Genomic DNA, 26,412 nt, shown 5'->3' with positions numbered 1-26,412 from the left:
TTGCAAAAGCTTAAACTACATGGCTTCAACAACCTGACCAAAAGCCTGAGTTTTTGTATCTACGATATCTGTTACGCGAATACAGATGCAGAGCGTGACGGATACATTGCGTACATTGATGAACAGTATAATGCCAACCGCCTGACGGAAATCCTGAGCGAAACCTGTTCGATTATCGGCGCTAACGTGTTGAATATCGCCCGACAGGACTATGAGCCACAGGGCGCCAGCGTCACCATCCTCGTGAGTGAGGAACCGGTTGATCCTAAGGATATTGATAATTCCGAGCATCCGGGCCCGCTGCCGGAGTCGGTGGTCGCGCACCTGGATAAAAGCCATATCTGCGTGCATACCTACCCTGAGAGCCACCCGCAGGGCGGCCTTTGCACCTTCCGTGCCGATATTGAAGTATCGACCTGCGGAGTGATTTCACCGCTGAAGGCGCTTAACTACCTGATACACCAGCTAGAATCAGACATTGTTACCATCGACTATCGCGTCAGGGGCTTCACCCGCGACGTAAACGGCGTGAAGCACTACATCGATCACCAGATCAATTCTATTCAGAATTTTATGTCTGACAGCATGAAGTCGATGTACGACATGATGGATGTGAACGTCTATCAGGAAAATATGTTTCATACCAAGATGCTGCTGAAAGAGTTCGATCTTAAACACTACCTGTTCAATACGAAACCGGAAGATCTTAGCCCGCAGGAGCACAAGCGTATTACCGATCTGCTGTGGAAAGAGATGCGTGAGATCTATTACGGACGCAATATTCCGTCCGTTGGACTGAAAACACAGTAACCTGTTGCCGTTGACGAAATACGGGCGGCCTCTGTGCCGCCCGTTTTGTTTCAGCAACGGTGGCGGGTCTGACATAGCTGGGCTATCGACGGCGTGAGACCGCCAGCCGACTATGCCCATCATGGCTGTGCAGACCGGTTAACGTCCCTGTAAAAAGGCCCGGTAGGCGGCAATCACCGCAAGGAAATCCTCCACGCCGCAGAAGCACAGGCTCTCTTCATCGTAGTAGTTCATTCCCTCTTCTATCTCATCCCCCTCGAAGCTGAGCAGATTTGCGCGGATAATCACCTCTTCTTCATCCAGCCACAGCGTATACTCATGCCCAATGCGCTGCCACTGCCGTTCGCTGCCCTTCACCTCCTGTACGGCGGCTTCGACCTCATCCAGCAGCGTCAGGTTGCCCTCCACCTCTTCATTAAACCAGTGACCGACGGCCTCATGGCCCATTGACATGCGGACCTTCACGCCGCCGGTGATGTCGCGTAAAAACTCATATTCCACGGTAATACCCTTATACATGCAGCTGTCGAAGTTGATGCATCAGCCATGCTCTCATTCTGACAGGATCCGGTTACTTTACCACGTTATTCATTGCCGACTGCGATTGAGGGAGTAGCCAGGAGGCCGCGAAAATATTGTCTTCTTCATCTGCACACGTTACGCGCGCACTTAAAAAATTGTAAAGCCTCACCGCTTTAGGTGAAGTGAAAACATATTATGAACCTGGCTCGCAAAACAAAAAATTAAGTATGGACCTTAATTAGACGACATTTGTAAAAACGAATGCCTTAGGATAAAATTCACGCAAGAAATGCATGATGCATTGGTATATGATCAAGGATGACGATCAATGAACCTTACCCGTAAATCCGTCCTGTTTTGCCCCCTGGCGGTGCTCTTATTCCTCTCTGCTGCCCTGATAAGGGCTGATAGTGCGCCGGTTACCTCGTCTCAACGCATCGTCCCACCTGAGACTGTGCATTACAATCGGGTCAGTCTGGATAACCGGACCGAATTAAACACCCCGGTCAACCTGTTTAATATACACTCTTCTGAAATGCCGCCAGGCCACTATCCATGTGCGGATAGCGTTATTACTCAGGCTCCACCAGTGACCAGAACCTTAAATAATAAACTGTCTAAAAATAATGGCCGTTATTTTCCAGGCTGGAATAGCCATCATATTTACTCAGAAACGCTAATGGGCGATGGGACTCATATATTGCCGCATTCCAGTAATGAACCGGCTGCACCCACTGAGGACGATCGCTCTGACGGGATGGGTGACAACGGAGAGAGAGAAGCCCTGCCTTATCGCCCTCTCAGCACTCCCTCCAGCTGGCAGCTCTCTGAACAGCCGCCGCTTACGCTAAGTGCATATGCCCTCCATAAGCGTATTTTCAAGGATGGCAGCGCGATCAACGGCTTTAAATCCGGCCAGAGGGGCAACAGTTTTCAGCTCAAAACGGACGCCAGCATCCCGCGGGTAGAAAACAGTGAACTCTCCTGTCAGATAAACTATCAGAAGTACCTGCAAAAAGAGGGTATCGACGACTGGGGAATTGCGGCAGGAATAACCGTGAGTTTCTAAAAAAAAACCGGAGATGATTTCTCATCCCCGGTTTGGTGGTCATCTTTAGCGCCCGGGTAACTTCCCCTTTATACGGCGGTCTGGAAGATCACGCCGTCGGCTTTATCCGTGTACTGGCTCAGCTGGTCAAAGTTCAGATAGCGATAGGTATCCACCGCCGTCTTATCAACCTGATTCATAAACTGCTGATACTCATCCGGCGCGGGCAGTCGGCCCAGCAGGGAAGCAACCGCAGCCAGCTCAGCAGAGGCCAGATAGACGTTTGCCCCGGTGCCAAGACGGTTCGGGAAGTTACGGGTAGAAGTGGAAACTACCGTCGCGCCGTCTGCAACCCGCGCCTGGTTCCCCATACAGAGTGAACAGCCGGGGATCTCAATGCGCGCACCGCTTTTACCGAATACGCTGTAGTACCCCTCTTCGGTCAGCTGCGCAGCATCCATTTTGGTAGGCGGAGCCACCCACAGACGCGTTGGCAACTGGCCCTTGTGGCTATCCAGCAGCTTACCGGCCGCGCGGAAGTGACCGATGTTGGTCATGCAGGAGCCAATAAAGACCTCATCGATCTTCTCACCCTGCACGTCAGACAGCAGACGCGCATCATCAGGATCGTTAGGCGCGCACAGGATTGGCTCTTTAATCTCGGCCAGATCGATCTCAATCACCGCCGCATACTCTGCGTCAGCATCGCCTTCCAGCAGCTGCGGATCCGCCAGCCATTTTTCCATACCCTGGATACGGCGTTCCAGCGTACGACGATCGCCATAGCCTTCCGCGATCATCCACTTCAGCAGGACAATGTTGGAGTTCAGATACTCAATGATCGGATCTTTACCCAGCTTGATGGTACAGCCCGCAGCTGAGCGCTCGGCCGACGCATCGGAAAGCTCAAACGCCTGCTCCACTTTCAGGTCCGGCAGACCTTCGATTTCCAGAATGCGGCCAGAGAAGATGTTTTTCTTCCCTTTCTTCTCTACGGTCAGCAGCCCCTGCCTGATGGCATACAGCGGAATAGCATGCACCAGATCGCGCAGGGTGATCCCCGGCTCCATTTTCCCTTTGAAACGCACCAGCACAGATTCCGGCATATCCAGCGGCATAACGCCGGTGGCGGCAGCAAACGCGACCAGGCCTGAACCCGCAGGGAAAGAGATCCCAATCGGGAAGCGGGTATGGGAGTCACCGCCGGTGCCGACGGTATCCGGCAGCAGCATACGGTTCAGCCAGCTGTGGATAATACCGTCGCCCGGACGCAGGGAGACGCCGCCGCGATTCATAATAAAGTCAGGCAGCGTATGGTGAGTCGAGACGTCTACCGGTTTCGGATAGGCCGCCGTGTGGCAGAAGGACTGCATCACCAGGTCGGCGGAAAAACCCAGGCAGGCGAGATCTTTCAGCTCATCGCGGGTCATTGGCCCGGTAGTATCCTGCGAACCGACTGAGGTCATTTTCGGTTCACAATAGGCTCCCGGACGTACGCCCTCGGTGCCGCAGGCACGACCTACCATTTTCTGCGCCAGCGAGAATCCACGGGTACTGGCCGCCACGTCTCTGGCCTGACGGAATACGGTGCTGTGCGGCAGGCCCAGCGCTTCACGCGCCCTGGTGGTCAGGCCGCGTCCGATAATCAGCGGAATACGGCCACCGGCGCGCACTTCATCCAGCAGCACGTCGGTTTTCAGCGCAAAGGTCGCCAGCACTTCACCGGTAAGGTGATCTCTGACTTCGCCTTTATAAGGCCAGATGTCAATCACATCGCCCGTATTCAGGTTATCCACATCGACTTCGATCGGCAGCGCGCCAGCATCTTCCATGGTATTAAAGAAGATAGGGGCGATTTTGCCGCCCAGCACTACGCCGCCGCCTTTTTTGTTTGGCACGAAGGGCAGGTCATCACCCATAAACCACAGCACCGAATTGGTCGCCGATTTACGCGAGGAGCCGGTTCCTACGACGTCGCCAACGTAGGCAAGAGGGAACCCCTTCGCCTGTAGCGCTTCAATCTGTTTGATGGGGCCAACGTTACCCGCCTCGTCCGGCTCAATGCCTTCACGGGCATTTTTTAGCATGGCTAACGCGTGCAGAGGAATATCAGGACGGGACCAGGCATCCGGCGCGGGAGAGAGATCGTCCGTGTTGGTTTCACCGGTGACTTTGAAGACGGTAACGGTAATTTTCTCAGCCAGCTCCGGACGGGAGAGATACCATTCCGCATCGGCCCAGGAGTGCATGATTTGTTTAGCGTGTGGGTTACCGGCTTTGGCTTTTTCTTCTACGTCGTAGAAGCTGTCAAACATCAGCAGCGTATGGGACAGGGCTTTGGCGGCACCGGGTGCCAGCTTCTCATTGTCCAGCGCGTCAATCAGCGGATGAATGTTGTAGCCACCCTGCATGGTGCCCAGTAACTGGACCGCTTTTTCAGGCGTAACCAGAGGAGAAGTCGCTTCACCTTTGGCGACCGCCGCCAGGAAACCGGCTTTCACGTAGGCCGCTTCATCAACGCCCGGCGGGACTCGATTAATTAACAGATCGGACAGGAATTCTTCTTCACCCGCTGGCGGGTTTTTCAGCAGTTCAACCAGCGCGGCCATTTGGGAAGCATCTAAAGGTTTTGGAACGATCCCCTGGGCAGCACGCTCGGCAACGTGCTTACGGTATTCATCTAGCACGACGTTCTCCTCGCTCACATTGTTATGGCTTACCGGGCGCCCTGAAGGTTCACCGTAACGTGACGACTGTCCATGTGTAGGGTATGGTGCCCGGTTCCGCGAGGGGCAGCATAGCAGGATTTCAATGACATGTTAATCCGTTTACAAAAAAGCAACATAATTTTGCGGAATTAAAGGGCCTGCTTTCTGGCCGGCATGTGGCATTTGGGCTTAGGATGTTTTATTAAAAACTCGAGGTTGTAAACTGCTCTCGACGTCCCATGATTTGAGGGCAACATTCTTAAGCTGCCTGTACGGCAGTCAGGAAAACTGATAATCACCAGCCGCTAAAAGAACGAATCCTTAATATTTATCACCACCATAAGGGGCGGTACGGTTATCGCCGGATAACGCTGGCGCTCCTGCGCAGTGGTGGCCCTGTTAATCACAAGACGGTGCAGCGCCTGATGGGAGAGCTGTCGCTCCGCGCCGTTATCTGCGTCAGACAATACCGCTCATAGAAAGGTCAGGTGGGGAAAATAGCCCCAACCGCCTGCAACGTGACTTCACAGCCAGCAGCGCTAACGACAAGTGGGTGAGTGACGTGAAGAAGTTCACCGTCAACGGCGAAAAACTTTATCTCTCCCCGATGATTGACGCCTTCAACAGCGAGGGTATCGCGTACAGTCTGTCGGAAAAACCCGTGATGACGCTGGTTAATACGATGCTGGGTAAAGCATTTACACGGCTGTCGCCGGGTGACACGCCCGTGCTGCACACTGACCAGGGCTGGCAGTACCAGATGACAGCTTATCAGGACAGGCTCCGGGCGGCAGGCGTGGTGCCGAGCTTGTCGAGAAAGGGGAACTGCCTCGATAACGCAATGGCTGAAAGCTTTTTCGGCACGCTTAAATCCGCATGCTTCTATCTGGAAGAATTCAGCAGCATCCCTGCTCTGAGAGAGGCCATTGACGCCTATATTCACCACTACAACCATGAGCGAATCAGCCTGCGGCTGAACGGCCTCAGCCCTGTTGAGTTTCGCTTACTACGACAAATGGTGGTCTGAGTGAAGAGGACATGATGCGAAGTCTGACTGTGGCGGGGAAAATGCACACTTTTATTAATTTACATCAATAAAACACCATTCGATATTTCGTAATGACAGGTTGAACAGAAGATAATCTATCATTCAATTAATAAGGGAGTTTGTTGAATGGCTATACCAGTATATCTATGGCTTTACGAAGAAGAAGGGAAGTTATTAAAAGGCTCTGTTGATGTCACTGGACGTGAAGGAAGCATTGAGCTAAACGGAATGCAGCATGATTTATTTATCCCAACGGACGATGCAACAGGTGTGATAACAGGTACTCGGCAGCATGAGGCATATACCTTTGAAAAATTGATAGATAGCTCATCGCCGCTATTGTATAAGGCACTCACAACAGGAAGAACTTTGGCTAAAGCGGTGTTTAAGTTCTACCGCATCAACTACAACGGTCTGGAAGAGAAATATTTCGTTACAACGCTCGAAAATGTGAGAGTGTGCCATGTTGTACCTGTAATGTTTGATACCAAAGACCCAGGCTTTGAAAAACAAGGTCACATCGAACATGTCGGATTTCGTTATGAAAAAATCGACTGGCATTATACAGACGGCAATATTAAACACGCCGATAGCTGGAAAGAGCGGAAAACAGCATAAGGAAATCACAATGGCTAACTGGACGTACAAACAAAGTACTGGCGAACTGTTTCGGGATAGTAAGCTAATTGAAAAAGGCTACTCCGGCGTTCTCACCAATAAAAATAATCCTGATCGTGAGCAGGTTCGCGGTATGGGGCCGATCCCGCGAGGAACGTGGAGAATCGGCAGTACCGGAACGAGCAAAGGTCCGCTGACCATAACCCTAATCCATGTAAGCGGTAATTCCTACAGACGTGACATGGGAACTTTCCGTATGCATGGGGAGAAAGTTCATGGTGTACCAGGCTTCGCATCGGAAGGGTGCATAATCATGTACCCACACACACGCCTGATGGTGAGTAAGGATCGTGGGGCATTGCTGGCCGTGATCCGATGAGAAGCCTACTTGCCGTTACGTTAATACTGCCTGCTGTCGTGTTTGCAGCAATTACACCTGAATCGGCGACCAGGGCGCGGCTCTCTGCTTCTGACTGGAATTACATCTCCCAAAAAGTGGCATCCGGCCAGGAAGATTGGTTGTCTATAGTACCTTCTCTGGCACTAAAGGTTAGTAAAGAACAGGCTGTTCAGCTTGAAGATGCTTTAGCGACTGCGCTACCTATTAATACGGGAAAAGTATTATCAGTATTGCGCAAGATTGATCGTCGGGAAAATTCCAAAGTTGGAGGTACCGATATTGTTTGCGTGTTGAAGGTAGTGAGATCCGACAAGAGAGCTGACGCATACTATGCTGATACACGACTCGCATTGCTGGATGATCCTGACGGGGCAAAATGTCTCTGGAATCTTGAGGGCGTATGGGAAGAGGCAAAACAATTTCAGATTAAATCCAAATAATCGAGTTGAGTAATTCCCTTGAATTCCCCGACCAATCTACTTAAGGTCGGGGGAAATCTAAAAAATGCCCGTGTCCAACATTATGGGGTTAGTTCATCCGGGAGCTTTTTTATCAGTAAAGAGGCTTACTTTTTCTTCGCTTTCGGGTTAGGCAGGTCGGTGATGCTACCCTCGAAGATTTCAGCCGCCAGGCCTACGGACTCATGCAGCGTCGGGTGCGCATGGATAGTCAGCGCGATATCTTCGGCGTCACAGCCCATTTCGATAGCCAGGCCAATCTCGCCCAGCAGCTCCCCGCCGTTAGTGCCGACAATGGCGCCGCCGATGACGCGATGCGTCTCTTTATCGAAAATCAGCTTGGTCATACCGTCTGCACAGTCGGAAGCGATAGCGCGTCCCGAGGCCGCCCATGGGAAAATCGACGTCTCGTAGCTGATGCCTTTTTCTTTCGCTTCTTTCTCGGTCAGACCAACCCAGGCAACCTCTGGCTCGGTATAAGCGATCGAAGGGATCACCTTCGGATCGAAGTAGTGCTTCTTACCGGAAATCACTTCGGCCGCTACGTGGCCTTCATGGACGCCTTTGTGCGCCAGCATCGGCTGACCAACGATATCGCCAATGGCGTAGATATGCGGCACGTTGGTGCGCATCTGCTTATCAACGCGAATAAAGCCGCGATCGTCCACTTCCACGCCCGCCTGACCTGCATCAAGGCCTTTACCGTTAGGTACGCGACCAATAGCAACCAGTACCGCATCGTAGCGCTGAGGTTCGGTCGGCGCTTTTTTACCTTCCATGGAAACGTAGATACCGTCGTCTTTCGCTTCAACGGCGGTCACTTTCGTTTCCAGAATCAGGTTGAACTGCTTGCTGATGCGCTTGGTGAAGACTTTCACCACGTCTTTATCGGCAGCGGGAATAACCTGATCAAACATTTCGACCACGTCGATCTGTGAGCCGAGTGCATGGTAGACGGTCGCCATTTCCAGACCGATGATACCGCCGCCCATTACCAGCAGGCGCTCAGGAACTTCTTTCAGCTCCAGTGCGTCGGTGGAATCCCATACGCGCGCGTCGTCATGAGGAATAAAGGGAAGCTGAATAGGACGCGAGCCCGCAGCGATAATAGCGTTATCGAAGTTAATGGTCGTTGCCCCATTTTCCCCTTCAACCACCAGCGTATTCGCGCCGGTAAATTTACCCAGACCGGTAACCACCTTCACTTTACGGCCCTTCGCCATACCCGACAGACCACCGGTCAGCTGGGTAATCACTTTCTCTTTCCAGCTGCGGATCTTGTTGATATCCGTCTGCGGCTTGCCGAACACAATGCCGTGCTCTTCCAGCGCCTTCGCTTCTTCAATCACTTTAGCAACGTGCAGCAGCGCCTTGGAGGGAATACACCCTACGTTCAGGCAAACGCCGCCGAGGGTGCTGAAACGTTCAACGATGACGGTCTCCAGACCTAAATCAGCGCAACGGAAGGCTGCGGAGTAACCCGCAGGGCCTGCCCCAAGTACCACGACCTGAGTTTTAATTTCTGTACTCATCATGACCTCTTAGTTAACTGAGGGATGTTCATCCGCCGGTTCGTATTCAGGGCAAGAGTTTACAGAATTGTTAACAGAGTGCAAACAACCTGCCCGATACGTCTTCAACGACCTTGTCGACTTATGGCATCGAAAGTCGGCTATGAGAAGGCCGGCAAAAGCCGGCCTTAATTCCTTACATCACCAGACGGCGGATATCCGCCATGATGGTGGCGATATAGGCAGCGAACCGTGCGCCCGCCGCACCATCAATCACCCGATGGTCGAAGGAGAGCGACAGCGGCAGCATCAGGCGGGGAATGAACTCCTTCCCATTCCAGACCGGCTCCATTGCGGATTTAGACACCCCGAGGATTGCCACTTCCGGCGCGTTAACAATCGGCGTAAATGCCGTGCCGCCAATACCGCCCAGGCTGGAGATGGTGAAGCAGCCACCCTGCATATCGGATGCAGTCAGCTTGCCGTCGCGGGCCTTTTTAGAGATAACAGAAAGTTCGCGAGACAGCTCGACAATGCCTTTTTTGTTAACATCTTTGAAGACCGGCACAACCAGACCATTTGGCGTATCAACCGCCACGCCGATGTTGATGTATTTTTTCAGCGTCAGCTTCTGGGCATCTTCAGACAGCGAGCTGTTGAAGCGAGGGAACTCCTCCAGCGCTTTCGCCGCTGCCTTCATGATAAACACCAGCGGCGTGATCTTCAGATCCAGCTTCTTCTTCGCCGCTTCGTCATTCTGCTGCTTACGGAAGGCTTCAACCTCGGTGATATCCGCCTTGTCATGCTGCGTAACGTGTGGAATAACCACCCAGTTACGGCTCAGGTTAGCACCGGAGATTTTCTGGATACGGCCCAGCTCGACTTCTTCAATCTCACCGAACTTGCTGAAGTCCACTTTCGGCCACGGCAGCATGCCCGGCAGGCCGCCAGAAGCCGCAGCGGCTGGGGCAGACTCGGCGCGTTTTACCGCGTCCTTCACGTACGCCTGAACGTCTTCTTTCAGGATGCGGCCTTTGCGGCCCGAGCCTTTCACCTTCGCCAGGTTAACGCCGAACTCGCGCGCCAGGCGACGGATAACCGGGGTCGCATGAACGTAAGCGTCGTTTTCGGTAAATTCACCTTTCGCTTCACTCTTCGCCGGGGCAGGAGCCGCCGGTGCTTCCTGCTTAGCGGCTGCCGGTGCTGCGTCCTCTTTCTTCGCCGCAGGTGCCGCTGCCGGTGCAGCGCCTTCCACCTCAAACACCATCAGCGGCGAACCGGTTTTCACCCGGTCGCCGGTGCTGATTTTGATCTCTTTGACGGTACCGGCAAAGGGTGCAGGCACTTCCATTGAGGCTTTATCACCCTCGACCACGATCAGCGACTGCTCAGCGGCAACGTTATCGCCCACTTTGACCAGTATTTCCGTCACTTCAACGTCATCGCCGCCGATATCCGGTACGGCAACGTCTTTTGAACCGCTGGCCGCAGCAGGTGCAGCGGCCGCTTCTTCTTTCACTTCAGGCTTCGCTTCGGCAGGGGCAGCAGCAGAACCCGCCGTTTCGAAGACCATAATCAGGGAGCCGGTGCTAATTTTATCGCCGGTGCTGATTTTGATCTCTTTCACCTTACCGGCGAAAGGCGCAGGCACTTCCATTGACGCTTTATCGCCTTCGACAACGATCAGCGACTGCTCGGCCTCGACCGAATCGCCCACTTTGACCAGAATCTCGGTGACTTCGACTTCGTCAGAACCGATATCGGGAACATTGACCTCTTTGCTTTCTGCTTTTGACTCAGCGGCGGCGGCGGGTTTCGCTTCCTCTTTTTTCTCTTCCGCCTGCGCTGGCGCCGCATCAGCAGCGCCTTCGGCGGCGTCAAAAATCATAATCAGCTTGCCGGTGGCAACGGTATCGCCGGTCGCCACTTTGATCTCTTTTACCACGCCTGCCTGCGGAGAAGGCACTTCCATCGAGGCTTTATCACCCTCGACGACGATCAGCGACTGCTCAACCTCAACCTTGTCACCCACCTTGACCAGGATCTCGGTAACTTCAACTTCGTCTGCACCGATATCCGGTACCTTAATTTCGATAGCCATTAATCTTTACCTCTTATGCCAGACGCGGGTTGACTTTATCGGCATCAATATTGAATTTGGTGATCGCTTCTGCCACCACGCGCTTATCAATTTCACCGCGTTTAGCCAGTTCACCCAGCGCCGCCACCACCACGTAAGATGCATCCACTTCAAAGTGGTGACGCAGGTTTTCACGACTGTCAGAACGTCCGAAACCGTCGGTGCCCAGCACGCGATAATCGCTGGCTGGCATAAAGGTACGGATCTGCTCGGCAAACAGTTTCATATAGTCGGTTGAAGCCACGGCCGGTGCATCGCTCATGATCTGGGCAACGTAAGGCACGCGTGGCGCCTCGGTCGGATGCAGCATGTTCCAGCGCTCGCAGTCCTGACCGTCGCGGGCCAGCTCGGTGAACGAGGTCACGCTATAAACGTCAGAACCCACACCGTAGTCGTTTGCCAGAATCTGTGCCGCTTCACGGACGTGACGCAGAATAGAGCCGGAGCCCAGCAGCTGAACTTTACCTTTGTTCCCTTCTACCGTTTCCAGCTTGTAGATACCCTTACGGATACCCTCTTCCGCACCCTGCGGCATGGCAGGCATGTGGTAGTTTTCATTCAGGGTGGTGATGTAGTAGTAGACGTTTTCCTGCGCTTCGCCGTACATGCGTACCAGGCCGTCATGCATAATGACCGCAACTTCATAGGCATAGGCCGGATCGTAAGAGATACAGTTTGGAATGGTCAGCGACTGAATGTGGCTGTGACCATCTTCATGCTGTAGCCCTTCGCCATTCAGCGTGGTACGGCCAGAGGTGCCGCCAATCAGGAAGCCGCGAGCCTGCTGATCGCCAGCCGCCCAGCACAGGTCGCCAATACGCTGGAAACCGAACATGGAGTAGTAAATGTAGAACGGGATCATGGGCAGGTTGTTGGTGCTGTAAGACGTTGCCGCCGCCAGCCAGGATGCGCCTGCGCCCAGTTCGTTAATCCCTTCCTGTAGGATCTGGCCTTTCTCGTCTTCTTTGTAGTAAGCAACCTGCTCACGGTCCTGCGGCGTGTACTGCTGGCCGTTCGGGCTATAAATACCAATCTGACGGAACAGACCTTCCATGCCGAAAGTACGCGCTTCATCCGCGATGATCGGCACCAGGCGATCTTTGATCGATTTGTTCTTCAGCATCACGTTCAGGGCACGAACAAACGCGATGGTGGTGGAGATCTCTTTATTCTGCTCTTCCAGCAGCGAGCGGAAATCTTCCAGCGTCGGCATCTCCAGCTTCTCGCTGAAGTTAGGCTGACGGCTTGGCAGGTAGCCGCCCAGCTTCTCGCGCTGGCCGTGCAGATAGTTATACTCTTCGGAGCCTTTCTCAAAGGTAATGTACGGCAGTTTTTCAACGCCCGCATCGTCCACCGGCACGTTGAAGCGATCGCGGATGTAGCGAACGCCATCCATGTTCATCTTCTTCACCTGGTGCGCGATGTTTTTACCTTCGGCGGTATCACCCATACCATAGCCTTTGATGGTATGCGCCAGAATCACCACCGGCTTGCCTTTGGTATCCTGGGCTTTTTTCAGCGCTGCATAGATTTTCTTCGGATCGTGACCGCCACGGTTCAGCGCCCAAATCTCGGTGTCAGACATATCTTTAACCAGCTCTGCCGTCTCCGGATATTTACCGAAGAAGTGCTCGCGCACGTAAGCGCCATCGCGGGATTTAAAGGTCTGATAGTCGCCGTCAACGGTTTCGTTCATCAGTTGGATAAGCTTGCCGCTGGTATCTTTACGCAGCAGTTCATCCCAGCGACCGCCCCAGATAACCTTGATCACTTCCCAACCGGCGCCGCCAAAGATCCCGGCCAGTTCGTTGATGATCTTGCCGTTACCGGTGACCGGGCCATCCAGACGCTGGAGGTTACAGTTAATGATAAATACCAGGTTATCCAGCTTCTCACGGGTGGCAATGGTAATGGCGCCCTTTGATTCTGGCTCATCCATCTCGCCATCGCCCAGGAAGGCATAGACGGTTTGTTCGGCCGTATCTTTCAGACCGCGGTGCTCAAGATACTTCAGGAATTTAGCCTGGTAGATCGCGCCAATCGGGCCAAGGCCCATTGATACGGTCGGGAACTGCCAGAAATCAGGCATCAGTTTAGGATGCGGATAAGAGGAAAGACCCTTACCGTGAACTTCCTGGCGGAAGTTATTCATCTGGTCTTCCGTCAGGCGTCCTTCCAGGAAGGCACGTGCATAAACGCCGGGGGAGATATGTCCCTGGAAATAGACCAGATCGCCGCCGTCTTTTTCGCTGCGCGCACGGAAGAAGTGGTTAAAGCACACTTCATAAATAGTCGCAGAAGACTGGAAAGAGGACATATGTCCGCCCAGCTCCAGGTCTTTTTTCGAGGCGCGAAGAACGGTCATAATCGCGTTCCAGCGGATCGCCGAACGGATGCGGCGCTCAAGCGACGTATTGCCCGGATAGTCCGGCTCGTCTTCTACGGCAATAGAGTTAACATAGTTGCTGGCTCCAGCGCCCGCAGCCACTTTCACGCCACCTTTGCGTGCTTCGCTCATTACCTGATCGATCAGGAACTGTGCGCGCTCAACACCTTCTTCACGGATGACCGATTCGATCGCCTGTAGCCAGTCGCGGGTTTCGATCGGATCCACGTCATTGTGTAAACGTTCTGACATGGGGGTATTCCTTATCTGTGTCTAATACGTTGAATTGTCTGGAGCCTGTCTCCCTGTGCTCTGTTTTCAAAGCACAGGGAGACAGGTCCGTCGTTTTATGTGCCGCGTTATGTTTACGCGTTATTCCTTACGTTGCTGTAAACGTCGCAAGGAGCGCTCTCTTCGACTCTGCTCCCGACTTCTGTCCAGCAATATTTCCTCAATAAACGCCAGATGGCGATGTGAAGCTTCGCGCGCCTTTTCGGGCTCGCGGGCCACAATCGCCTCGAAAATTCTGGCGCGATGACCGCTCACTTTCGCCAGCATTTCGCGGCGGGAGTAGAGCAGTTCAAAATTCTGTCGCACGTTCTGTTCCAGCATTGGCCCCATACTGCGTAACAGATGCAGCAACACCACATTATGGGCGGCTTCTGTTACAGCAATTTGGTACTGCATCACCGCATCGGCTTCCGCGTCCAGATCGCCGCTGGCCTGAGCAGACTGAATCTGCACGTGACAGTGGCGGATGCGCACTAAATCCTCTTCCGTGCCGCGCAGGGCAGCATAGTACGCGGCGATCCCTTCCAGCGCGTGGCGCGTTTCCAGCAGGTCAAACTGAGATTCAGGATGACCGGCCAGAAGCTCAACAAGCGGATCGCTAAGGCTTTGCCACAGGTTGGTCTGGACGAAGGTGCCGCCGCCCTGTCGGCGCAGCAGCAGGCCTTTCGCTTCCAGACGCTGAATGGCCTCACGCAGAGAAGGTCGGGAAACATCGAACTGTTTAGCGAGCTCGCGCTCCGGGAGCAGTTTTTCGCCCGGACGCAGCGTCCCCTCCATAATGAGAGACTCAAGCTGTTGCTCGATAGCATCGGAAAGCTTTGGTTGGCGGATTTTGCTGTAAGCCATCATCCCTTCATCTGCTATTTGCCGGAGTAAATTGGTAATACCAATTGCAAAAAGGTGTCCGTAAAGTAACAAAGTATTCACGTGATGTCCATATAGCAACCACCCGAAATCGGACCCTGGTCTCGTTTTCCTCATCGACCATAAGGGAATGCTATTCGTTATTTCGATCCGTTTATGGCAGAAACGAAGGGGCTGAGCCTGCTCTCGATTCGATCTTTCTTCTCACCGCAAAAGAAAGCGAGTGCATTGGCGGCTGCTTATCATTATTCTTGTCGCCACGGTAGCATCAGGCTGATTTTAATTTGAATGAGACTGTATCAATTTAAATACGCTCTCTGTAAGCAACGGATTACAGAGTTAGCCTTTTGGTTAACAAAATAACGGATAACGAGGTTTACTATGGAACAACAGCAGGGCGAGACGCTGAAGCGCGGGCTTAAAAACCGGCACATCCAGCTTATCGCATTGGGCGGGGCCGTCGGGACAGGCCTTTTTCTGGGAATTGCAGACACGATCAGAATGGCTGGCCCCTCGGTGCTTTTGGGCTATGCCATCGGCGGCTTTATCGCCTTTATGATCATGCGCCAGCTGGGTGAAATGGTCGTGGAGGAGCCGGTCGCCGGTTCCTTCAGCCATTTTGCTTATAAATACTGGGGCAATTTCGCAGGCTTCGCCTCCGGCTGGAACTACTGGATCCTCTATGTACTGGTTGCCATGGCGGAACTGACCGCCGTAGGTAAATACATCCAGTACTGGTGGCCGGAGATCCCGACATGGATCTCCGCGCTGGTATTCTTCTTTATTATCAATGCCATTAACCTGACTAACGTGAAAGTCTACGGCGAAATGGAGTTCTGGTTTTCCATCATCAAGGTGGCAGCGGTAATCGGCATGATCGTCTTTGGTGCGTGGCTGCTGTTTGGCGGTCACGCCGGGCCTGATGCCTCCGTTTCCAACCTCTGGGATCGGGGCGGCTTCTTCCCGAACGGCATCACCGGCATGGTAATGGCGATGGCGGTGATTATGTTCTCTTTCGGCGGGCTTGAGCTGGTGGGCATTACCGCCGCGGAAGCGGACGATCCTGAAAAAAGTATCCCCAAAGCCACCAATCAGGTGCTGTACCGCATCCTGATTTTCTATATTGGCTCGCTGACGGTGTTACTGTCGCTCTATCCCTGGACCAAAGTGATTGGTGGTGCCAGCCCGTTCGTGATGATTTTCCACGACCTGGGTGATTCCCTGGTCGCCAATGCGCTTAACGTCGTGATTCTGACCGCGGCCCTTTCGGTCTATAACAGCTGCGTCTATTGCAACAGCCGTATGCTTTTCGGACTGGCGCAGCAGGGCAATGGTCCTAAGGCGTTGATGAAGTTAGACCGTCGCGGCGTGCCGTTTGTCGCCATCGGCGTTTCTGCGGCGGCGACCGCCATTTGCGTCCTGATTAACTACCTGATGCCGGGGGAAGCTTTTGGTCTGCTGATGGCGCTGGTGGTCTCTGCCCTGGTGATTAACTGGGCGATGATCAGCCTGGCACATCTTAAGTTTCGCCGCAGGAAGGATGCACAGGGCGTTGAGACGCGTTTTAAGGCGCTGTTTTATCCCGTAGGAAACTGGATCTGCCTGCTATTTATGGCAGCAATTCTGGTCATTATGGCGGTAACGCCCGGCATGGCGATTTCCGTCTGGCTGATCCCGGTCTGGATCGCTATTCTGGCGGTAGGTTTCATGCTGAAAAACCGGCTGCAAAAAGCCGGATGATATAACACGGCCGGGCCGACAGGCCCGGCGATTCACACCGCCCGTCGGCACGCTGTTTTCCCGCTCTTTATCCTGCCCTGCTTATCAATATCCCCTTCGCGATCCGCCCGCGCGGCTAAGTGTTATCCTTCTCACACTTTCCTGTCCACAGCCTTTTCGTCCATGTCTGTGACGCATTCAGCCAGCGTAAGTCTGTGCTGTTGCATAAATAATGCCTGCTAAGATTCAGACGGAGAAATATCCATGAATGGCACGGCGCTTTCAATCAAAGAGAAACTGGGATACGGGATGGGCGATGCCGGCTGTAATATGATCGGCGGCGCAATCATGCTGTTTCTTAACTATTTCTATACGGATGTTTTCGGGCTGGCACCGGCGCTGGTCGGGGTATTACTGCTGTCGGTCAGGGTGGTGGATGCGGTCACCGACCCCATAATGGGCGCTATTGCTGACCGTACGCAAAGCCGCTGGGGTCGCTTTCGCCCCTGGCTACTGTGGATATCGCTTCCCTACGTGCTGTTCAGCGTGCTGATGTTCACCACGCCGGACTGGACCTATGACAATAAGGTTATTTACGCTTTCGCCACCTATTTCCTGATGTCGCTCACCTATACCGCCATCAATATCCCCTACTGCTCCCTTGGCGGCGTCATCACCAACGATCCTGGTGAACGCGTCTCCTGCCAGTCGTGGCGATTTGTGATGGTCGGCGTGGCGACCCTGATCCTCTCCCTGACGCTGCTGCCGATGGCCGAATGGTTTGGCGGCGAAGATAAAGCGCGTGGCTATCAGATGGCGATGAGCGTGCTGGCGCTCATTGGCCTGTGCATGTTCTTATTCTGTTTCGCGACGGTACGCGAGCGCATTCGCCCGGCAGTGCCGAGCAACGACGATCTGCGAGCCGACCTGAGGGACGTTTGGAAAAACGACCAGTGGGTTCGCATTCTGCTGCTGACCTTTTGCAACGTCTGCCCCGGCTTTATCCGCATGGCGGCCACCATGTATTACGTCACCTGGGTTATGGGACAGAGTACGCACTTTGCTACGCTGTTTATCAGCCTCGGGGTAATCGGCATGATGATCGGCAGCACGCTGGCTAAAGTCCTTACGGACCGCTGGTGCAAGCTTAAGGTTTTTTTCTGGACCAACATCGTGCTGGCGATTTTCTCCAGCGGATTCTACTTCCTCGATCCGCAGGCTACCCTGCTGGTGGTGGTGATGTACTTTGTACTGAACATCCTGCATCAAATCCCTTCCCCACTGCACTGGTCGCTGATGGCCGACGTGGATGATTATGGCGAATGGAAAACCGGCAAGCGCATTACCGGCATCAGCTTCTCGGGAAACCTGTTCTTTCTTAAGGTTGGCCTGGCCGTGGCCGGTGCAATGGTCGGTTTCCTTCTTTCATGGTATGGCTACAGCGCTGGCGCCAAAGCCCAAAGCCCGGAAGCGCTCAACGGCATCGTACTGCTCTTCACCGTGATCCCAGGCGTGGGCTACCTTATTACTGCTGGCGTGGTCAGGTTATTGAAGGTTGACAGGAAAATGATGCAGCGTATCCAGCTTGAGCTGGAAAAACGCCGCCATAATTTTCAGGAACTCAACGATTACCGCGACGGTAAAGCCACGATTAAACCGGAAGGAACTGCATAATGACGCTAAACCGCTGGCCAAACCCGCTGATAGAACAGCGCGCCGACCCTTTTATTCTGCATGTCGATAACACCTGGTACTTTATCGCCTCGGTTCCCGAGTATGACCGGCTGGAGATCCGCCGCGCCAGCACGCTGACCGGGCTGGCCGACGCTGAACCGGTTGTGGTATGGCGCAAACATTCTCAGGGTCCAATGAGCGAGTTGATCTGGGCACCTGAGTTGCACCGAATTGATGGCACCTGGATTATCTACTTCGCGGCTGCACCGACCCGCACGATTAAGGACGGGCTGTTTCAGCACCGGATGTTCGCCCTTGCCTGTACGTCAGAGGATCCGCTCAGCGGAGAATGGCGCGAGTGCGGGCAGATCAGGGTCCCGATCGACAGCTTCGCGCTGGATGCCACCCATTTCGTTCATCAGGGGAAAAACTGGTATCTGTGGGCACAGAAAGATCCGCAGATTCCCGGCAACTCTAACCTCTATCTGGCCGAGCTGGATTCCCCCTGGTCAATCAAAGGCGAGCCGGTCATGCTGAGCAAGCCGGAGTATGACTGGGAGTGCAGAGGCTTCAGCGTAAACGAAGGACCGGCGGCCATTCGTCATGGCAACCGGCTATTTGTCAGTTACTCCGCCAGCGCCACCGATGAAAATTACTGTATGGGTCTGCTGTGGATCGACGCGGAGGCCGATCCCCTGATAGCCGCTAACTGGCAGAAATCGCCCATTCCGGTTTTCACCACCAGCTGGGAAAACCAGCAGTACGGGCCAGGCCACAACAGCTTTACCGTTTCCGAAACCGGCGAGGATCTGCTGGTTTATCACGCACGTAACTATACGGAAATCGAAGGTGACCCGCTTTACGATCCCAACCGCCATACGCGCATCAAAAGCTTCGGCTGGGAGAACGGGCTGCCGGTATTTGGCATTCCCCCTGCGGATGACACGTTAAACCAGCGTGCCGTAAATCGTTAGCAGCGCCACGACCACCACCACCACCAGCGACACCTTTTTAGCGAGGGATACCGCTACGCGAGGCGTTTCGACCTTATCATTGTGCGGATCGCGGGAAAGGGAAAACTGCGCCAGCCGCGTCAGTACCTGGTACTGTGAGGTATGCCTGTCGGTCAGGGAGGCAAACCAGGCGGGTAGCGCGCGCTCCCCGTGTCCTAACAGCGCATAGGCGACCCCGGCCAGGCGAACCGGAAGCCAGTCAACAACGTGGAGGATGGCATCTACACCCGACTGGGATCGCTCCAGGGGCGAGTGATGGCGGGCCAGCCAGCTTTGCCAGGCGCGGAGAAACGCATAGCCGACCAGCAGCACCGGCCCCCAGGGGCCGCCTACTACAAACCAGAACAGCGGGGCCAGATAATAGCGAAAGTTAATCCACAGCAGCGCGTTCTGGAGTTCGCGAAGATATTCGCGCTCATCGCAATCAATCGGGATACCGTGGATGAGCGTCAGCTCTTCGGCCATCGCGTTGTGCGCGCGGGTGTCGTTGCGGCTGGCGGCTTTGAGGTAAGCATGATAATGCAGGCGCACCGAACCGGCACCAATGCAAAGCAGCCCAACCGCTATCCAGAACAGCAGCTGCGGCACGCCAAAAAACAGTCCTTTCAGCCCCAGCAAACAGACGACGATAATCGCCATCGCAACTACAGTCATCAGCAGCGTTCGCAGCAGAGAAAAACGCTGCCGCCCGCGGAACAGCGCCGCAAGATAATGATCCAGCTGCCAGTGTTCGCCCATCTTGAAAATGCGCTCCCATCCCAGCACCAACAGCAAACTAAACAGCGTCATGCCCGTTACTCCTCCACAGGGAAATGTCTGGAACGCTTAACCTGCGTCGCATGGAATCTGGCCCAGTCAAACGCAGGACCGGGATCGGTTTTCCGCTCGGGTGCGATATTGCTGTGCCCGGTAATATTTTCAGCAATGGCCGGGTAGCGTTCAATCAGCAGCGCCGTCACCGCCTGCAGTGACGCATACTGTTCGTCGGTATAGGGCTGAACGTCAGTTCCTTCCAGTTCAATACCAATAGAGAAATCATTGCAGGCCTCCCGTCCCTGATAGCATGAGACCCCTGCATGCCAGGCGCGAAGGTGAAAGGGAACGTACTGCACGATCTCACCGTCCCGGCGGATCAGGCAGTGTGCCGACACCTTCAGTGCGGCAATCCCGGCAAAATAAGGATGTGCATCCGCATCAAGCGTACCGGTAAATAAGGCATCTATCCACGGGCCACCGAATTCCCCCGGCGGCAGGCTGATATTATGGATAACCAGCAGCGTTGGCACCTCCTGGTCTGGCCGTTCATTGAAATGTGGCGAGGGAACCCGCTTCACTCCGGCGATCCAGCCCGCTTGCAGCTGCATACCTGACTCTCCTTTAATCCAGTAACGCCCAGATTAGCATGATTCTTTTTGCGAAAACCAACCTTCCGACACCGCACACCACCGGCTTGAGCTGAGACTGACTCTCTCAATGTATGGCAAACCTCTGCCTGGTGGTGGCTGGCAAGCCTGTAACAAACAGGCTAGCATGAGCACGACTTCCCCCCTGGTTCTTCGGAGATTTATCATGACGACCCGTCGCTACGATCCTGACAGCCGCCGAGCCGAGCTGTTAAACCGCATTGAGGATGATATTCCCCCCGTTGTTGCGCAAGCCCTGCGTGAAGATTTGGGCGGCGAAGTGGATCCTGACAGAGATATCACCGCCGGTTTACTGCCTGCAGGCGCTCAGTCCCACGCCGTGGTGATCACCCGCGAGCCAGGTATCTTCTGCGGCAAACGCTGGGTAGAAGAAGTCTTTATTCAGCTCGGTAATCAAACCCACATCAACTGGCATGTAGCAGATGGCGATGCGATTCAGGCAAACCAGACGCTGTTCGAGGTCTCCGGCCCTTCGGCGCTGATCCTGACCGCTGAGCGCACCGCGCTCAATTTTGTGCAGACGCTGTCTGGCGTCGCCACAGAGGTGAGCCGCTACGTGGCTATTCTTAAGGGCTCGCGCACCCAGCTCTTGGACACCCGTAAAACGCTGCCCGGCCTGCGGACCGCACAGAAGTATGCGGTACAGTGCGGGGGCGGATCGAACCACCGGCTGGGGCTGTCCGATGCCTTCCTGATTAAAGAGAACCATATTATCGCCACCGGCTCGATTCGCGAGGCGATTGAAAAAGCGTTTTGGCTGCATCCTGACGTCCCTGTTGAAGTTGAAGTTGAGTCAATCGATGAGCTGAACCAGGCGATTGCGGCCGGTGCGGACATCGTAATGCTGGATAATTTCACCGTCGACCAAATGCGTGAAGCGGTTAAGCTGGCGGACGGCCGGACGCTGCTGGAGGTGTCCGGCAACGTCACCGATGAAACGCTTAAAGCCTTTGCCGACACCGGCGTGGATTTCATTTCGGTTGGCGCACTGACCAAGCATATCCGCTCCCTCGACCTCTCAATGCGTTTTCGTTAATCCTCCTGCATTCTACCCCTCTTCGGGCCGCCGAAGAGGGGGGCACCCTCTTTAATCTCCTCTTTGCGCGCTGCCTTCCCTTTTTTTTGAACCCTCATGTAACGTCGAAAACATATCCAGACCCGCTTTCAGGATCCAGGACCTTTAGGTAGTCAGGCTTTTTTGCCGGTATTACGCTTCCCTCCACACCACCGAAGGAGAGATGCAATGGAACAGCAACAAGGATTTACCCTGATAGAATTGATGATTGTCATCGCTATCGTCGCTATTTTAAGTGCCATCGGCATACCGGCTTATCAGAACTACCTGCAAAAAGCCGCGCTAACCGACATGCTGCAAACCGCCATGCCTTATAAAACCGCCGTCGAGCTGTGCGCGCTTGAGCATGGCGGGCCCGTTAACTGTGCGGAGGGCGTTAATGGCGTGCCCGCGGGTAAAGGCTCGCGCTATGTTGCTAAGGTTGCGGTCCAGGCGGGTACAATCACCCTTACCGGGCAGGAGAGCCTTTCCAGTCTGAACGTGGTAATGACCCCACGGTGGCTGGAGTCCGAAGGGCTAATGAACTGGCGTCGCAGCTGCACCAGTCAGCAGTCAGCCCTCAAAGAAGCCTGTGAAAGCCTGTTCCGCTTTCATGATGAGGATGCGGGAGAGCTGAAATGACGGCGCTCTCTTCCCGCAGCGCCATTGAAGCCCTTTGTCGCCAGCATCAGGCGGTCATTTTAGCGCTGAGCGCCGAACGCCTGCACATCGCCGTCGCCGAAAATCCTTCGGTGGAGATGATGGAAGCCCTGCGTTTTGCCACCCATGCCGCTATTGAGGTTGAAAGCTGGCCACCTGCGCGGCTGGACCAATATGTTCAGGCACAGGAGTCCGGGACGCAGGATGAAAAATCGGCGCGGGCTGGCCCTGCTGATGCCGCCCCGGAACGTATCGATCAGCTCCTGCAGCTGGCGATTCAGCGGCGGGCATCCGATATTCACATTGAGCCACAGTCGCACCAAATCCGCATTCGCCTCAGGGTCGATGGCGTGCTGCAAAGCCTCCCCACCCACCCGGCGGATGTGGGTGCATCGCTAATCGCACGTCTGAAGATCCTTGCCGGTCTGGATATCGCCGAGCGTCGCATGCCTCAGGACGGGCAGTTTACCCTTGAGCTTAATGACAGTGCCGAGTCATTCAGGCTCTCGACCCTGCCTACGCGATATGGTGAAAAAGCCGTGATCAGACTGCTCCAGGGGAGCCGTCAGTCCGTGATGCTGGAAAATCTCGGTATGCCTGCAGCATCCCTGCGGCGCTTTCGCGAAATACTCTCGCGCCCGCAGGGGCTGATTCTGGTTACCGGCCCGACCGGAAGCGGCAAGACCTTCACGCTTTACAGTGGCCTGAGCTGGCTTAACCACCCTCAGCGGAATTTATGCAGCGTAGAAGATCCTATCGAAATCCCGCTGTCCGGCGTAAATCAGACGCAGATCCACCCCAGGGCTGGCCTCGATTTTGGCCGTATTTTGCGCGCCCTGCTGCGACAGGATCCTGACGTTATCATGCTCGGAGAAATACGTGACGCTGAAACGGCAGAAATTGCCATTAAGGCAGCCCAGACGGGCCATCTGGTGCTGTCGACGCTGCACACTAATTCAACAACGGAGACGCTGACGCGGCTTGGTCAAATGGGCATTCCGGGCTATTTGGTGGCCTCCGCCCTCAAGCTGGTTATCGCACAACGGCTGGTGCGCCGTCTCTGCCCTCACTGCCGGGAACCCGCTGAAGCCATAGGGCATTTCCCTCAGACCATATGGCCGGGTACGGTGCGAAACTGGCGGGCAGTCGGGTGCGAACACTGCTGCTCCGGCTTCTATGGCCGCCTTGCGCTGTTTGAACTGTTGCCTGTTTCTGCCCGCCTGCAGAACGCGATCGCAAATGAGCAGGGGCCTGACGAGCTGGCCGCCATAGCAAAACAACAGGGGATGAACTCACTGTTTGTGGAAGGATTACACTGCGTTAATCGTGGAGAAACCACCCTGGAGGAGCTTAACCGCGTGGTAGGGCCGGAAAATGGCTGATCGACAGCTGTTTCGCTGGCAGGCGCTGGATGAAGAGGGAAAAATGACGCGCGGCGCTTTCTTCTGTCACTCCAGACAGGAGGTGATGGATTTGCTGGTCGCAAAAAACTATCAGCCGTTCTGGCTCTCCTCCGGGCGTCGTTATCGTGCCAGAGACTGGAAGTGGCAGCATAAAACCAGCTTTTACCGGCAGCTTGCTACGCTGCTGAAAGCAGGGCTGACGCTGTCGGACAGTCTGAATCTGATTGCGGACGGCCATGCCGAGGCCGGGTGGTGCGCGCTGCTCGTTCATATACGGCAGCGCGTATCAGAAGGGATGCCCTTTTCGGACGTACTGGCGCTCTGGCCGGACGTGTTTCCCGCGCTCTGCCCTGCCCTGATGAAAGTGGGAGAGATGACCGGCCAGCTGGACGAGTGTTGTCTCCAGCTGGCACTGCAACAGGAGAGGCAGCAGCAGCTGCAAAAAAAAGTGGCTAAAGCACTGCGCTATCCGCTGTTTATTCTTGCCGTTGCGCTACTGGTCAGCCTGGGAATGCTGGTGTGGGTACTGCCTGAGTTCGTCTCCGTCTACCAGGCATTTGATGCGCCGCTGCCGGGGTTCACCGCTGCGGTAATCGCGCTTTCGGACTGGCTCCGACATTTTGGGGCGCTGTTTATCCCCCTGCCCCTGTTAGGCGCGGCTTGCTGGAAGTGGTACAGCCGCCGCTCGCCTGCCTTGCAGACGGGCCTTCAGCGGATCCTCCTGAAAATTCCGCTGACCGGCAGGCTCTATCGGGGCGGCCAGCTCAGTAAAATATTTACCATCCTGTCGCTCACCCAGCAGGCTGGCCTGACGCTACTGCAAAGCCTGCAGGCGGTGGAACACTCCCTGAATCACCGTCTCTGGCGCGAGGCTATCATCGGCATCCAACAGCATATCTCCTCAGGACTGCCGCTCAATCAGGCATTACAGCAGCACTCTCTCTTCACTCCGCTCTGTTACCAGCTTATTAAGGTAGGCGAAGAAGCAGGATCGCTGGACAGCCTGTTGACCCGGCTGGCGAATTTTCATGAACAGTCGACTCAGGAGCTGGCAGATACGCTGGCTGCTTCACTTGAACCCCTGATGATGATCGTAACCGGCGCGATAGTGGGGACGCTGGTTATTGCCATGTATCTGCCCGTGTTTAATCTCGGGGATGCGTTGGGATAGTACAGGGTCAGAATGAGGGTGGGCATGGGTGTGAGGCATATAGTGTGGGGTGTAAGGCATGGAGCATGAGGCGTGAGGTGTAAGGCATGGGGTGTAAGGCATGGAGCATGAGGCGTGAGGTGTAAGGCATGGGGTGTAAGGAATGGAGCGTAAGACGTGGGGCGTAAGACGTGGGGCGTAGGGCGTAGGACGTGAGTGAACGTAAAATACGGCTAAGGCGAGCAGATAAACCATATTCCCGCCGCCGTCGGCGGCGGGAATATCAGACAGGCCAGAGGTAACGGCTATATCAGCAGTGGCTGGATTGCCCACCAGATTTAGCGGTTAAACACCTGGTTTTCCTGCTCGGCGACGCGGATAAAGGTCGTGCGCTTAGTCAGTTCCTTCAGACGTTCAGCCCCTACATAGGTACAGGCGGAGCGCAGCCCCCCCAGGATATCCCGGGCGGTGTACTCAACCGGGCCTCGCACCGGGAGCCTGACGGTTTTACCCTCTGCTGCGCGGTAACCTGCCACACCGCCTACGTGGCGTTTCATCGCCGACTCGGAGCTCATGCCGTAGAACAGCATAAACTGCTCGCCATTCTCTTCGACAACCGTGCCTTCACACTCATCGTGCGCGGCCAGCATGCCACCGAGCATCACAAAATCGGCTCCGCCGCCAAACGCCTTAGCGACGTCTCCCGGAACGGAACAGCCGCCATCGCTGACGATCTGTCCGCCCAGGCCGTGCGCCGCATCCGCACACTCAATCACGGCGGAGAGTTGAGGATAGCCCACGCCCGTTTTGACCCGCGTGGTACAGACGGACCCTGGCCCGATGCCCACCTTGACGATATCCGCACCGGAGAGGATAAGTTCCTCAACCATTTCACCGGTAACAACGTTACCCGCACAGATAGTTTTATCGGGGCAGGCTTCACGCGCACGCTTCAGGAACTCAACAAAATGCTCTGAGTAGCCGTTCGCGACATCAATACAGATAAAGTTCAGCAGCGGTGAAAGCGCCAGAATCTGCTGTAGCTTGAGAAAATCCGCATCAGAGGTGCCTGTTGAAACCATCACATGGCGTAGTACGTTATCAGGCACGCGAGAGACAAACGCCTGCCACTGCTCCACGCTGTAATGCTTATGAACCGCGGTCAGAACGTCAAAGGATGCCAGCGCTTCCGCCATGCTGAAGGTACCAACGGTATCCATATTCGCAGCGATAATCGGCACGCCCGACCAGGCAACACCGGAATGTTTAAAGGTAAACTGACGGGTTAGCTCGACCTGAGAGCGGCTTTTGAGGGTGGATCGTTTAGGACGGATCAGCACATCCTTAAAGCCTAACTTGATATCTTCTTCAATACGCATGAGATGTTTCCTGGTTGATGGCGCAATCTGTCGATTGGGTGCTGCTACCAGCTCCAGTGACGCTATCATACGCGCTAAAAACGCCACGACAAGACTGCGAAAACAGCTTTATTTACGCTACAATCCCCTAAA

General features: G+C 54.7%; 21 protein-coding genes and 1 pseudogene. 13 read left to right on the top strand and 9 right to left on the bottom strand.

Features of this window, described 5'->3' with window-relative positions; all coding sequences use genetic code 11:
* Nucleotides 1–810, top strand: coding sequence for an adenosylmethionine decarboxylase (gene speD / locus AAGR22_RS04530; protein ID WP_345830553.1), 810 nt, complete (start codon nt 1–3; stop codon nt 808–810).
* Between the two features lie 138 nt (nt 811–948).
* On the opposite strand, the gene yacL is transcribed toward speD, so the two are convergent.
* Entirely contained in the window at nt 949–1,311 is a 363-nt protein-coding gene (yacL, locus tag AAGR22_RS04525) for a protein YacL (protein ID WP_067706924.1), read from the bottom strand.
* Nucleotides 1,312–2,011: 700 nt separating this feature from the next.
* Here yacL and AAGR22_RS04520 point away from each other — a divergent pair.
* Nucleotides 2,012–2,401 carry a hypothetical protein gene (locus AAGR22_RS04520; RefSeq protein ID WP_345830550.1) on the top strand — a complete coding sequence of 130 codons (390 nt, stop codon included), beginning with the start codon at nt 2,012–2,014 and terminating at the stop codon, nt 2,399–2,401.
* Between the two features lie 68 nt (nt 2,402–2,469).
* Here AAGR22_RS04520 and acnB read toward each other — a convergent pair whose 3' ends face one another.
* Entirely contained in the window at nt 2,470–5,067 is a 2,598-nt protein-coding gene (gene acnB / locus AAGR22_RS04515; protein ID WP_345830548.1) for a bifunctional aconitate hydratase 2/2-methylisocitrate dehydratase, read from the bottom strand.
* 296 nt (nt 5,068–5,363) lie between these two features.
* On the opposite strand from acnB, the pseudogene AAGR22_RS04510 reads away from it, so the two are divergent.
* The 4 genes and pseudogenes from AAGR22_RS04510 to AAGR22_RS04495 form a co-directional block, all read left to right on the top strand.
* Nucleotides 5,364–6,115 (top strand): annotated as a pseudogene (locus AAGR22_RS04510) (IS3 family transposase); the annotation flags it as partial.
* A 147-nt stretch (nt 6,116–6,262) separates the two neighbouring features.
* Nucleotides 6,263–6,754, top strand: a complete 492-nt coding sequence (gene tssD / locus AAGR22_RS04505; protein ID WP_345830546.1) for a type VI secretion system tube protein TssD — start codon at nt 6,263–6,265, stop codon at nt 6,752–6,754.
* 10 nt (nt 6,755–6,764) lie between these two features.
* Entirely contained in the window at nt 6,765–7,133 is a 369-nt protein-coding gene (locus tag AAGR22_RS04500) for a DUF2778 domain-containing protein (protein WP_345830544.1), read from the top strand.
* Nucleotides 7,130–7,594 carry a hypothetical protein gene (locus AAGR22_RS04495; protein WP_345830542.1) on the top strand — a complete coding sequence of 155 codons (465 nt, stop codon included), beginning with the start codon at nt 7,130–7,132 and terminating at the stop codon, nt 7,592–7,594. Before AAGR22_RS04500 ends, AAGR22_RS04495 begins: the two co-directional genes overlap by 4 nt.
* A gap of 125 nt (nt 7,595–7,719) precedes the next feature.
* Here AAGR22_RS04495 and lpdA read toward each other — a convergent pair whose 3' ends face one another.
* The 4 genes from lpdA to pdhR form a co-directional block, all read right to left on the bottom strand.
* On the bottom strand, nt 7,720–9,144 hold the full coding sequence (gene lpdA, locus AAGR22_RS04490; RefSeq protein ID WP_067706711.1) for a dihydrolipoyl dehydrogenase: 1,425 nt from the start codon (nt 9,142–9,144) through the stop codon (nt 7,720–7,722).
* Between the two features lie 175 nt (nt 9,145–9,319).
* The gene (aceF, locus tag AAGR22_RS04485) at nt 9,320–11,224 is read right to left on the bottom strand and encodes a pyruvate dehydrogenase complex dihydrolipoyllysine-residue acetyltransferase (RefSeq protein WP_345830540.1); all 1,905 of its coding nucleotides are present in this window, start codon (nt 11,222–11,224) and stop codon (nt 9,320–9,322) included.
* A gap of 13 nt (nt 11,225–11,237) precedes the next feature.
* A complete protein-coding gene (aceE, locus tag AAGR22_RS04480) occupies nt 11,238–13,901 on the bottom strand; it encodes a pyruvate dehydrogenase (acetyl-transferring), homodimeric type (protein ID WP_345830538.1) in 2,664 nt (887 codons plus the stop codon).
* Between the two features lie 120 nt (nt 13,902–14,021).
* Nucleotides 14,022–14,786 carry a pyruvate dehydrogenase complex transcriptional repressor PdhR gene (pdhR, locus tag AAGR22_RS04475; RefSeq protein WP_067706927.1) on the bottom strand — a complete coding sequence of 255 codons (765 nt, stop codon included), beginning with the start codon at nt 14,784–14,786 and terminating at the stop codon, nt 14,022–14,024.
* A gap of 399 nt (nt 14,787–15,185) precedes the next feature.
* Here pdhR and aroP point away from each other — a divergent pair, with 399 nt between their 5' ends.
* The 3 genes from aroP (at nt 15,186) to AAGR22_RS04460 (ending at nt 19,171) form a co-directional block, all read left to right on the top strand.
* Nucleotides 15,186–16,544 (top strand): aromatic amino acid transporter AroP, encoded by a 1,359-nt coding sequence (gene aroP, locus AAGR22_RS04470; protein ID WP_345830537.1) that lies wholly within the window; start codon nt 15,186–15,188, stop codon nt 16,542–16,544.
* Nucleotides 16,545–16,787: 243 nt separating this feature from the next.
* On the top strand, nt 16,788–18,197 hold the full coding sequence (locus tag AAGR22_RS04465) for an MFS transporter (protein WP_067706725.1): 1,410 nt from the start codon (nt 16,788–16,790) through the stop codon (nt 18,195–18,197).
* On the top strand, nt 18,197–19,171 hold the full coding sequence (locus AAGR22_RS04460) for a family 43 glycosylhydrolase (RefSeq protein WP_345830535.1): 975 nt from the start codon (nt 18,197–18,199) through the stop codon (nt 19,169–19,171). The genes AAGR22_RS04465 and AAGR22_RS04460 overlap by 1 nt, the downstream gene beginning before the upstream one ends.
* Here the strand turns inward: AAGR22_RS04460 and ampE are convergent.
* Nucleotides 19,145–19,999 carry a beta-lactamase regulator AmpE gene (gene ampE, locus AAGR22_RS04455; RefSeq protein WP_345830533.1) on the bottom strand — a complete coding sequence of 285 codons (855 nt, stop codon included), beginning with the start codon at nt 19,997–19,999 and terminating at the stop codon, nt 19,145–19,147. The two genes, AAGR22_RS04460 and ampE, sit on opposite strands and share 27 nt — an antisense overlap.
* Nucleotides 20,000–20,004: 5 nt before the next feature.
* Nucleotides 20,005–20,574, bottom strand: coding sequence for a 1,6-anhydro-N-acetylmuramyl-L-alanine amidase AmpD (gene ampD / locus AAGR22_RS04450; RefSeq protein WP_345830531.1), 570 nt, complete (start codon nt 20,572–20,574; stop codon nt 20,005–20,007).
* A gap of 205 nt (nt 20,575–20,779) precedes the next feature.
* Between ampD and nadC the strand changes: the two genes are divergently transcribed.
* From nadC to hofC, 4 genes are all read left to right on the top strand, one after another.
* Nucleotides 20,780–21,670, top strand: coding sequence for a carboxylating nicotinate-nucleotide diphosphorylase (nadC, locus tag AAGR22_RS04445; protein ID WP_067706739.1), 891 nt, complete (start codon nt 20,780–20,782; stop codon nt 21,668–21,670).
* Nucleotides 21,671–21,877: 207 nt separating this feature from the next.
* Nucleotides 21,878–22,330 carry a prepilin peptidase-dependent pilin gene (ppdD, locus tag AAGR22_RS04440; RefSeq protein ID WP_345830528.1) on the top strand — a complete coding sequence of 151 codons (453 nt, stop codon included), beginning with the start codon at nt 21,878–21,880 and terminating at the stop codon, nt 22,328–22,330.
* A complete protein-coding gene (gspE, locus tag AAGR22_RS04435; RefSeq protein WP_067706745.1) occupies nt 22,327–23,730 on the top strand; it encodes a type II secretion system protein GspE in 1,404 nt (467 codons plus the stop codon). The genes ppdD and gspE overlap by 4 nt, the downstream gene beginning before the upstream one ends.
* Complete coding sequence (hofC, locus tag AAGR22_RS04430; RefSeq protein ID WP_345830526.1) at nt 23,723–24,922, top strand: protein transport protein HofC; 1,200 nt, start codon at nt 23,723–23,725, stop codon at nt 24,920–24,922. Before gspE ends, hofC begins: the two co-directional genes overlap by 8 nt.
* A 317-nt stretch (nt 24,923–25,239) precedes the next feature.
* Here the strand turns inward: hofC and AAGR22_RS04425 are convergent, their stop codons facing one another.
* Entirely contained in the window at nt 25,240–26,280 is a 1,041-nt protein-coding gene (locus AAGR22_RS04425; protein ID WP_067706752.1) for a GMP reductase, read from the bottom strand.
* Between the last annotated feature and the right edge of the window lie 132 nt (nt 26,281–26,412).

The organism is Erwinia sp. HDF1-3R (assembly GCF_039621855.1).
GTDB lineage: Bacteria > Pseudomonadota > Gammaproteobacteria > Enterobacterales > Enterobacteriaceae > Erwinia.
This window is presented reverse-complemented; position numbering and strand designations above follow the sequence as displayed.

What these genes read in the sequence shown, in the direction of transcription:
- pdhR (WP_067706927.1), bottom strand. Translation starts at nt 14,786, where the DNA reads ATGGCTTACAGCAAAATCCGCCAACCAAAGCTTTCCGATGCTATCGAG.
- lpdA (WP_067706711.1), bottom strand. Translation starts at nt 9,144, where the DNA reads ATGAGTACAGAAATTAAAACTCAGGTCGTGGTACTTGGGGCAGGCCCT.
- AAGR22_RS04520 (WP_345830550.1), top strand. Translation starts at nt 2,012, where the DNA reads ATGGGCGATGGGACTCATATATTGCCGCATTCCAGTAATGAACCGGCT.
- aroP (WP_345830537.1), top strand. Translation starts at nt 15,186, where the DNA reads ATGGAACAACAGCAGGGCGAGACGCTGAAGCGCGGGCTTAAAAACCGG.
- gspE (WP_067706745.1), top strand. Translation starts at nt 22,327, where the DNA reads ATGACGGCGCTCTCTTCCCGCAGCGCCATTGAAGCCCTTTGTCGCCAG.
- AAGR22_RS04460 (WP_345830535.1), top strand. Translation starts at nt 18,197, where the DNA reads ATGACGCTAAACCGCTGGCCAAACCCGCTGATAGAACAGCGCGCCGAC.
- aceF (WP_345830540.1), bottom strand. Translation starts at nt 11,224, where the DNA reads ATGGCTATCGAAATTAAGGTACCGGATATCGGTGCAGACGAAGTTGAA.
- ampE (WP_345830533.1), bottom strand. Translation starts at nt 19,999, where the DNA reads ATGACGCTGTTTAGTTTGCTGTTGGTGCTGGGATGGGAGCGCATTTTC.
- AAGR22_RS04465 (WP_067706725.1), top strand. Translation starts at nt 16,788, where the DNA reads ATGAATGGCACGGCGCTTTCAATCAAAGAGAAACTGGGATACGGGATG.
- AAGR22_RS04425 (WP_067706752.1), bottom strand. Translation starts at nt 26,280, where the DNA reads ATGCGTATTGAAGAAGATATCAAGTTAGGCTTTAAGGATGTGCTGATC.
- tssD (WP_345830546.1), top strand. Translation starts at nt 6,263, where the DNA reads ATGGCTATACCAGTATATCTATGGCTTTACGAAGAAGAAGGGAAGTTA.
- ampD (WP_345830531.1), bottom strand. Translation starts at nt 20,574, where the DNA reads ATGCAGCTGCAAGCGGGCTGGATCGCCGGAGTGAAGCGGGTTCCCTCG.
- AAGR22_RS04495 (WP_345830542.1), top strand. Translation starts at nt 7,130, where the DNA reads ATGAGAAGCCTACTTGCCGTTACGTTAATACTGCCTGCTGTCGTGTTT.
- ppdD (WP_345830528.1), top strand. Translation starts at nt 21,878, where the DNA reads ATGGAACAGCAACAAGGATTTACCCTGATAGAATTGATGATTGTCATC.
- hofC (WP_345830526.1), top strand. Translation starts at nt 23,723, where the DNA reads ATGGCTGATCGACAGCTGTTTCGCTGGCAGGCGCTGGATGAAGAGGGA.
- aceE (WP_345830538.1), bottom strand. Translation starts at nt 13,901, where the DNA reads ATGTCAGAACGTTTACACAATGACGTGGATCCGATCGAAACCCGCGAC.
- AAGR22_RS04500 (WP_345830544.1), top strand. Translation starts at nt 6,765, where the DNA reads ATGGCTAACTGGACGTACAAACAAAGTACTGGCGAACTGTTTCGGGAT.
- nadC (WP_067706739.1), top strand. Translation starts at nt 20,780, where the DNA reads ATGACGACCCGTCGCTACGATCCTGACAGCCGCCGAGCCGAGCTGTTA.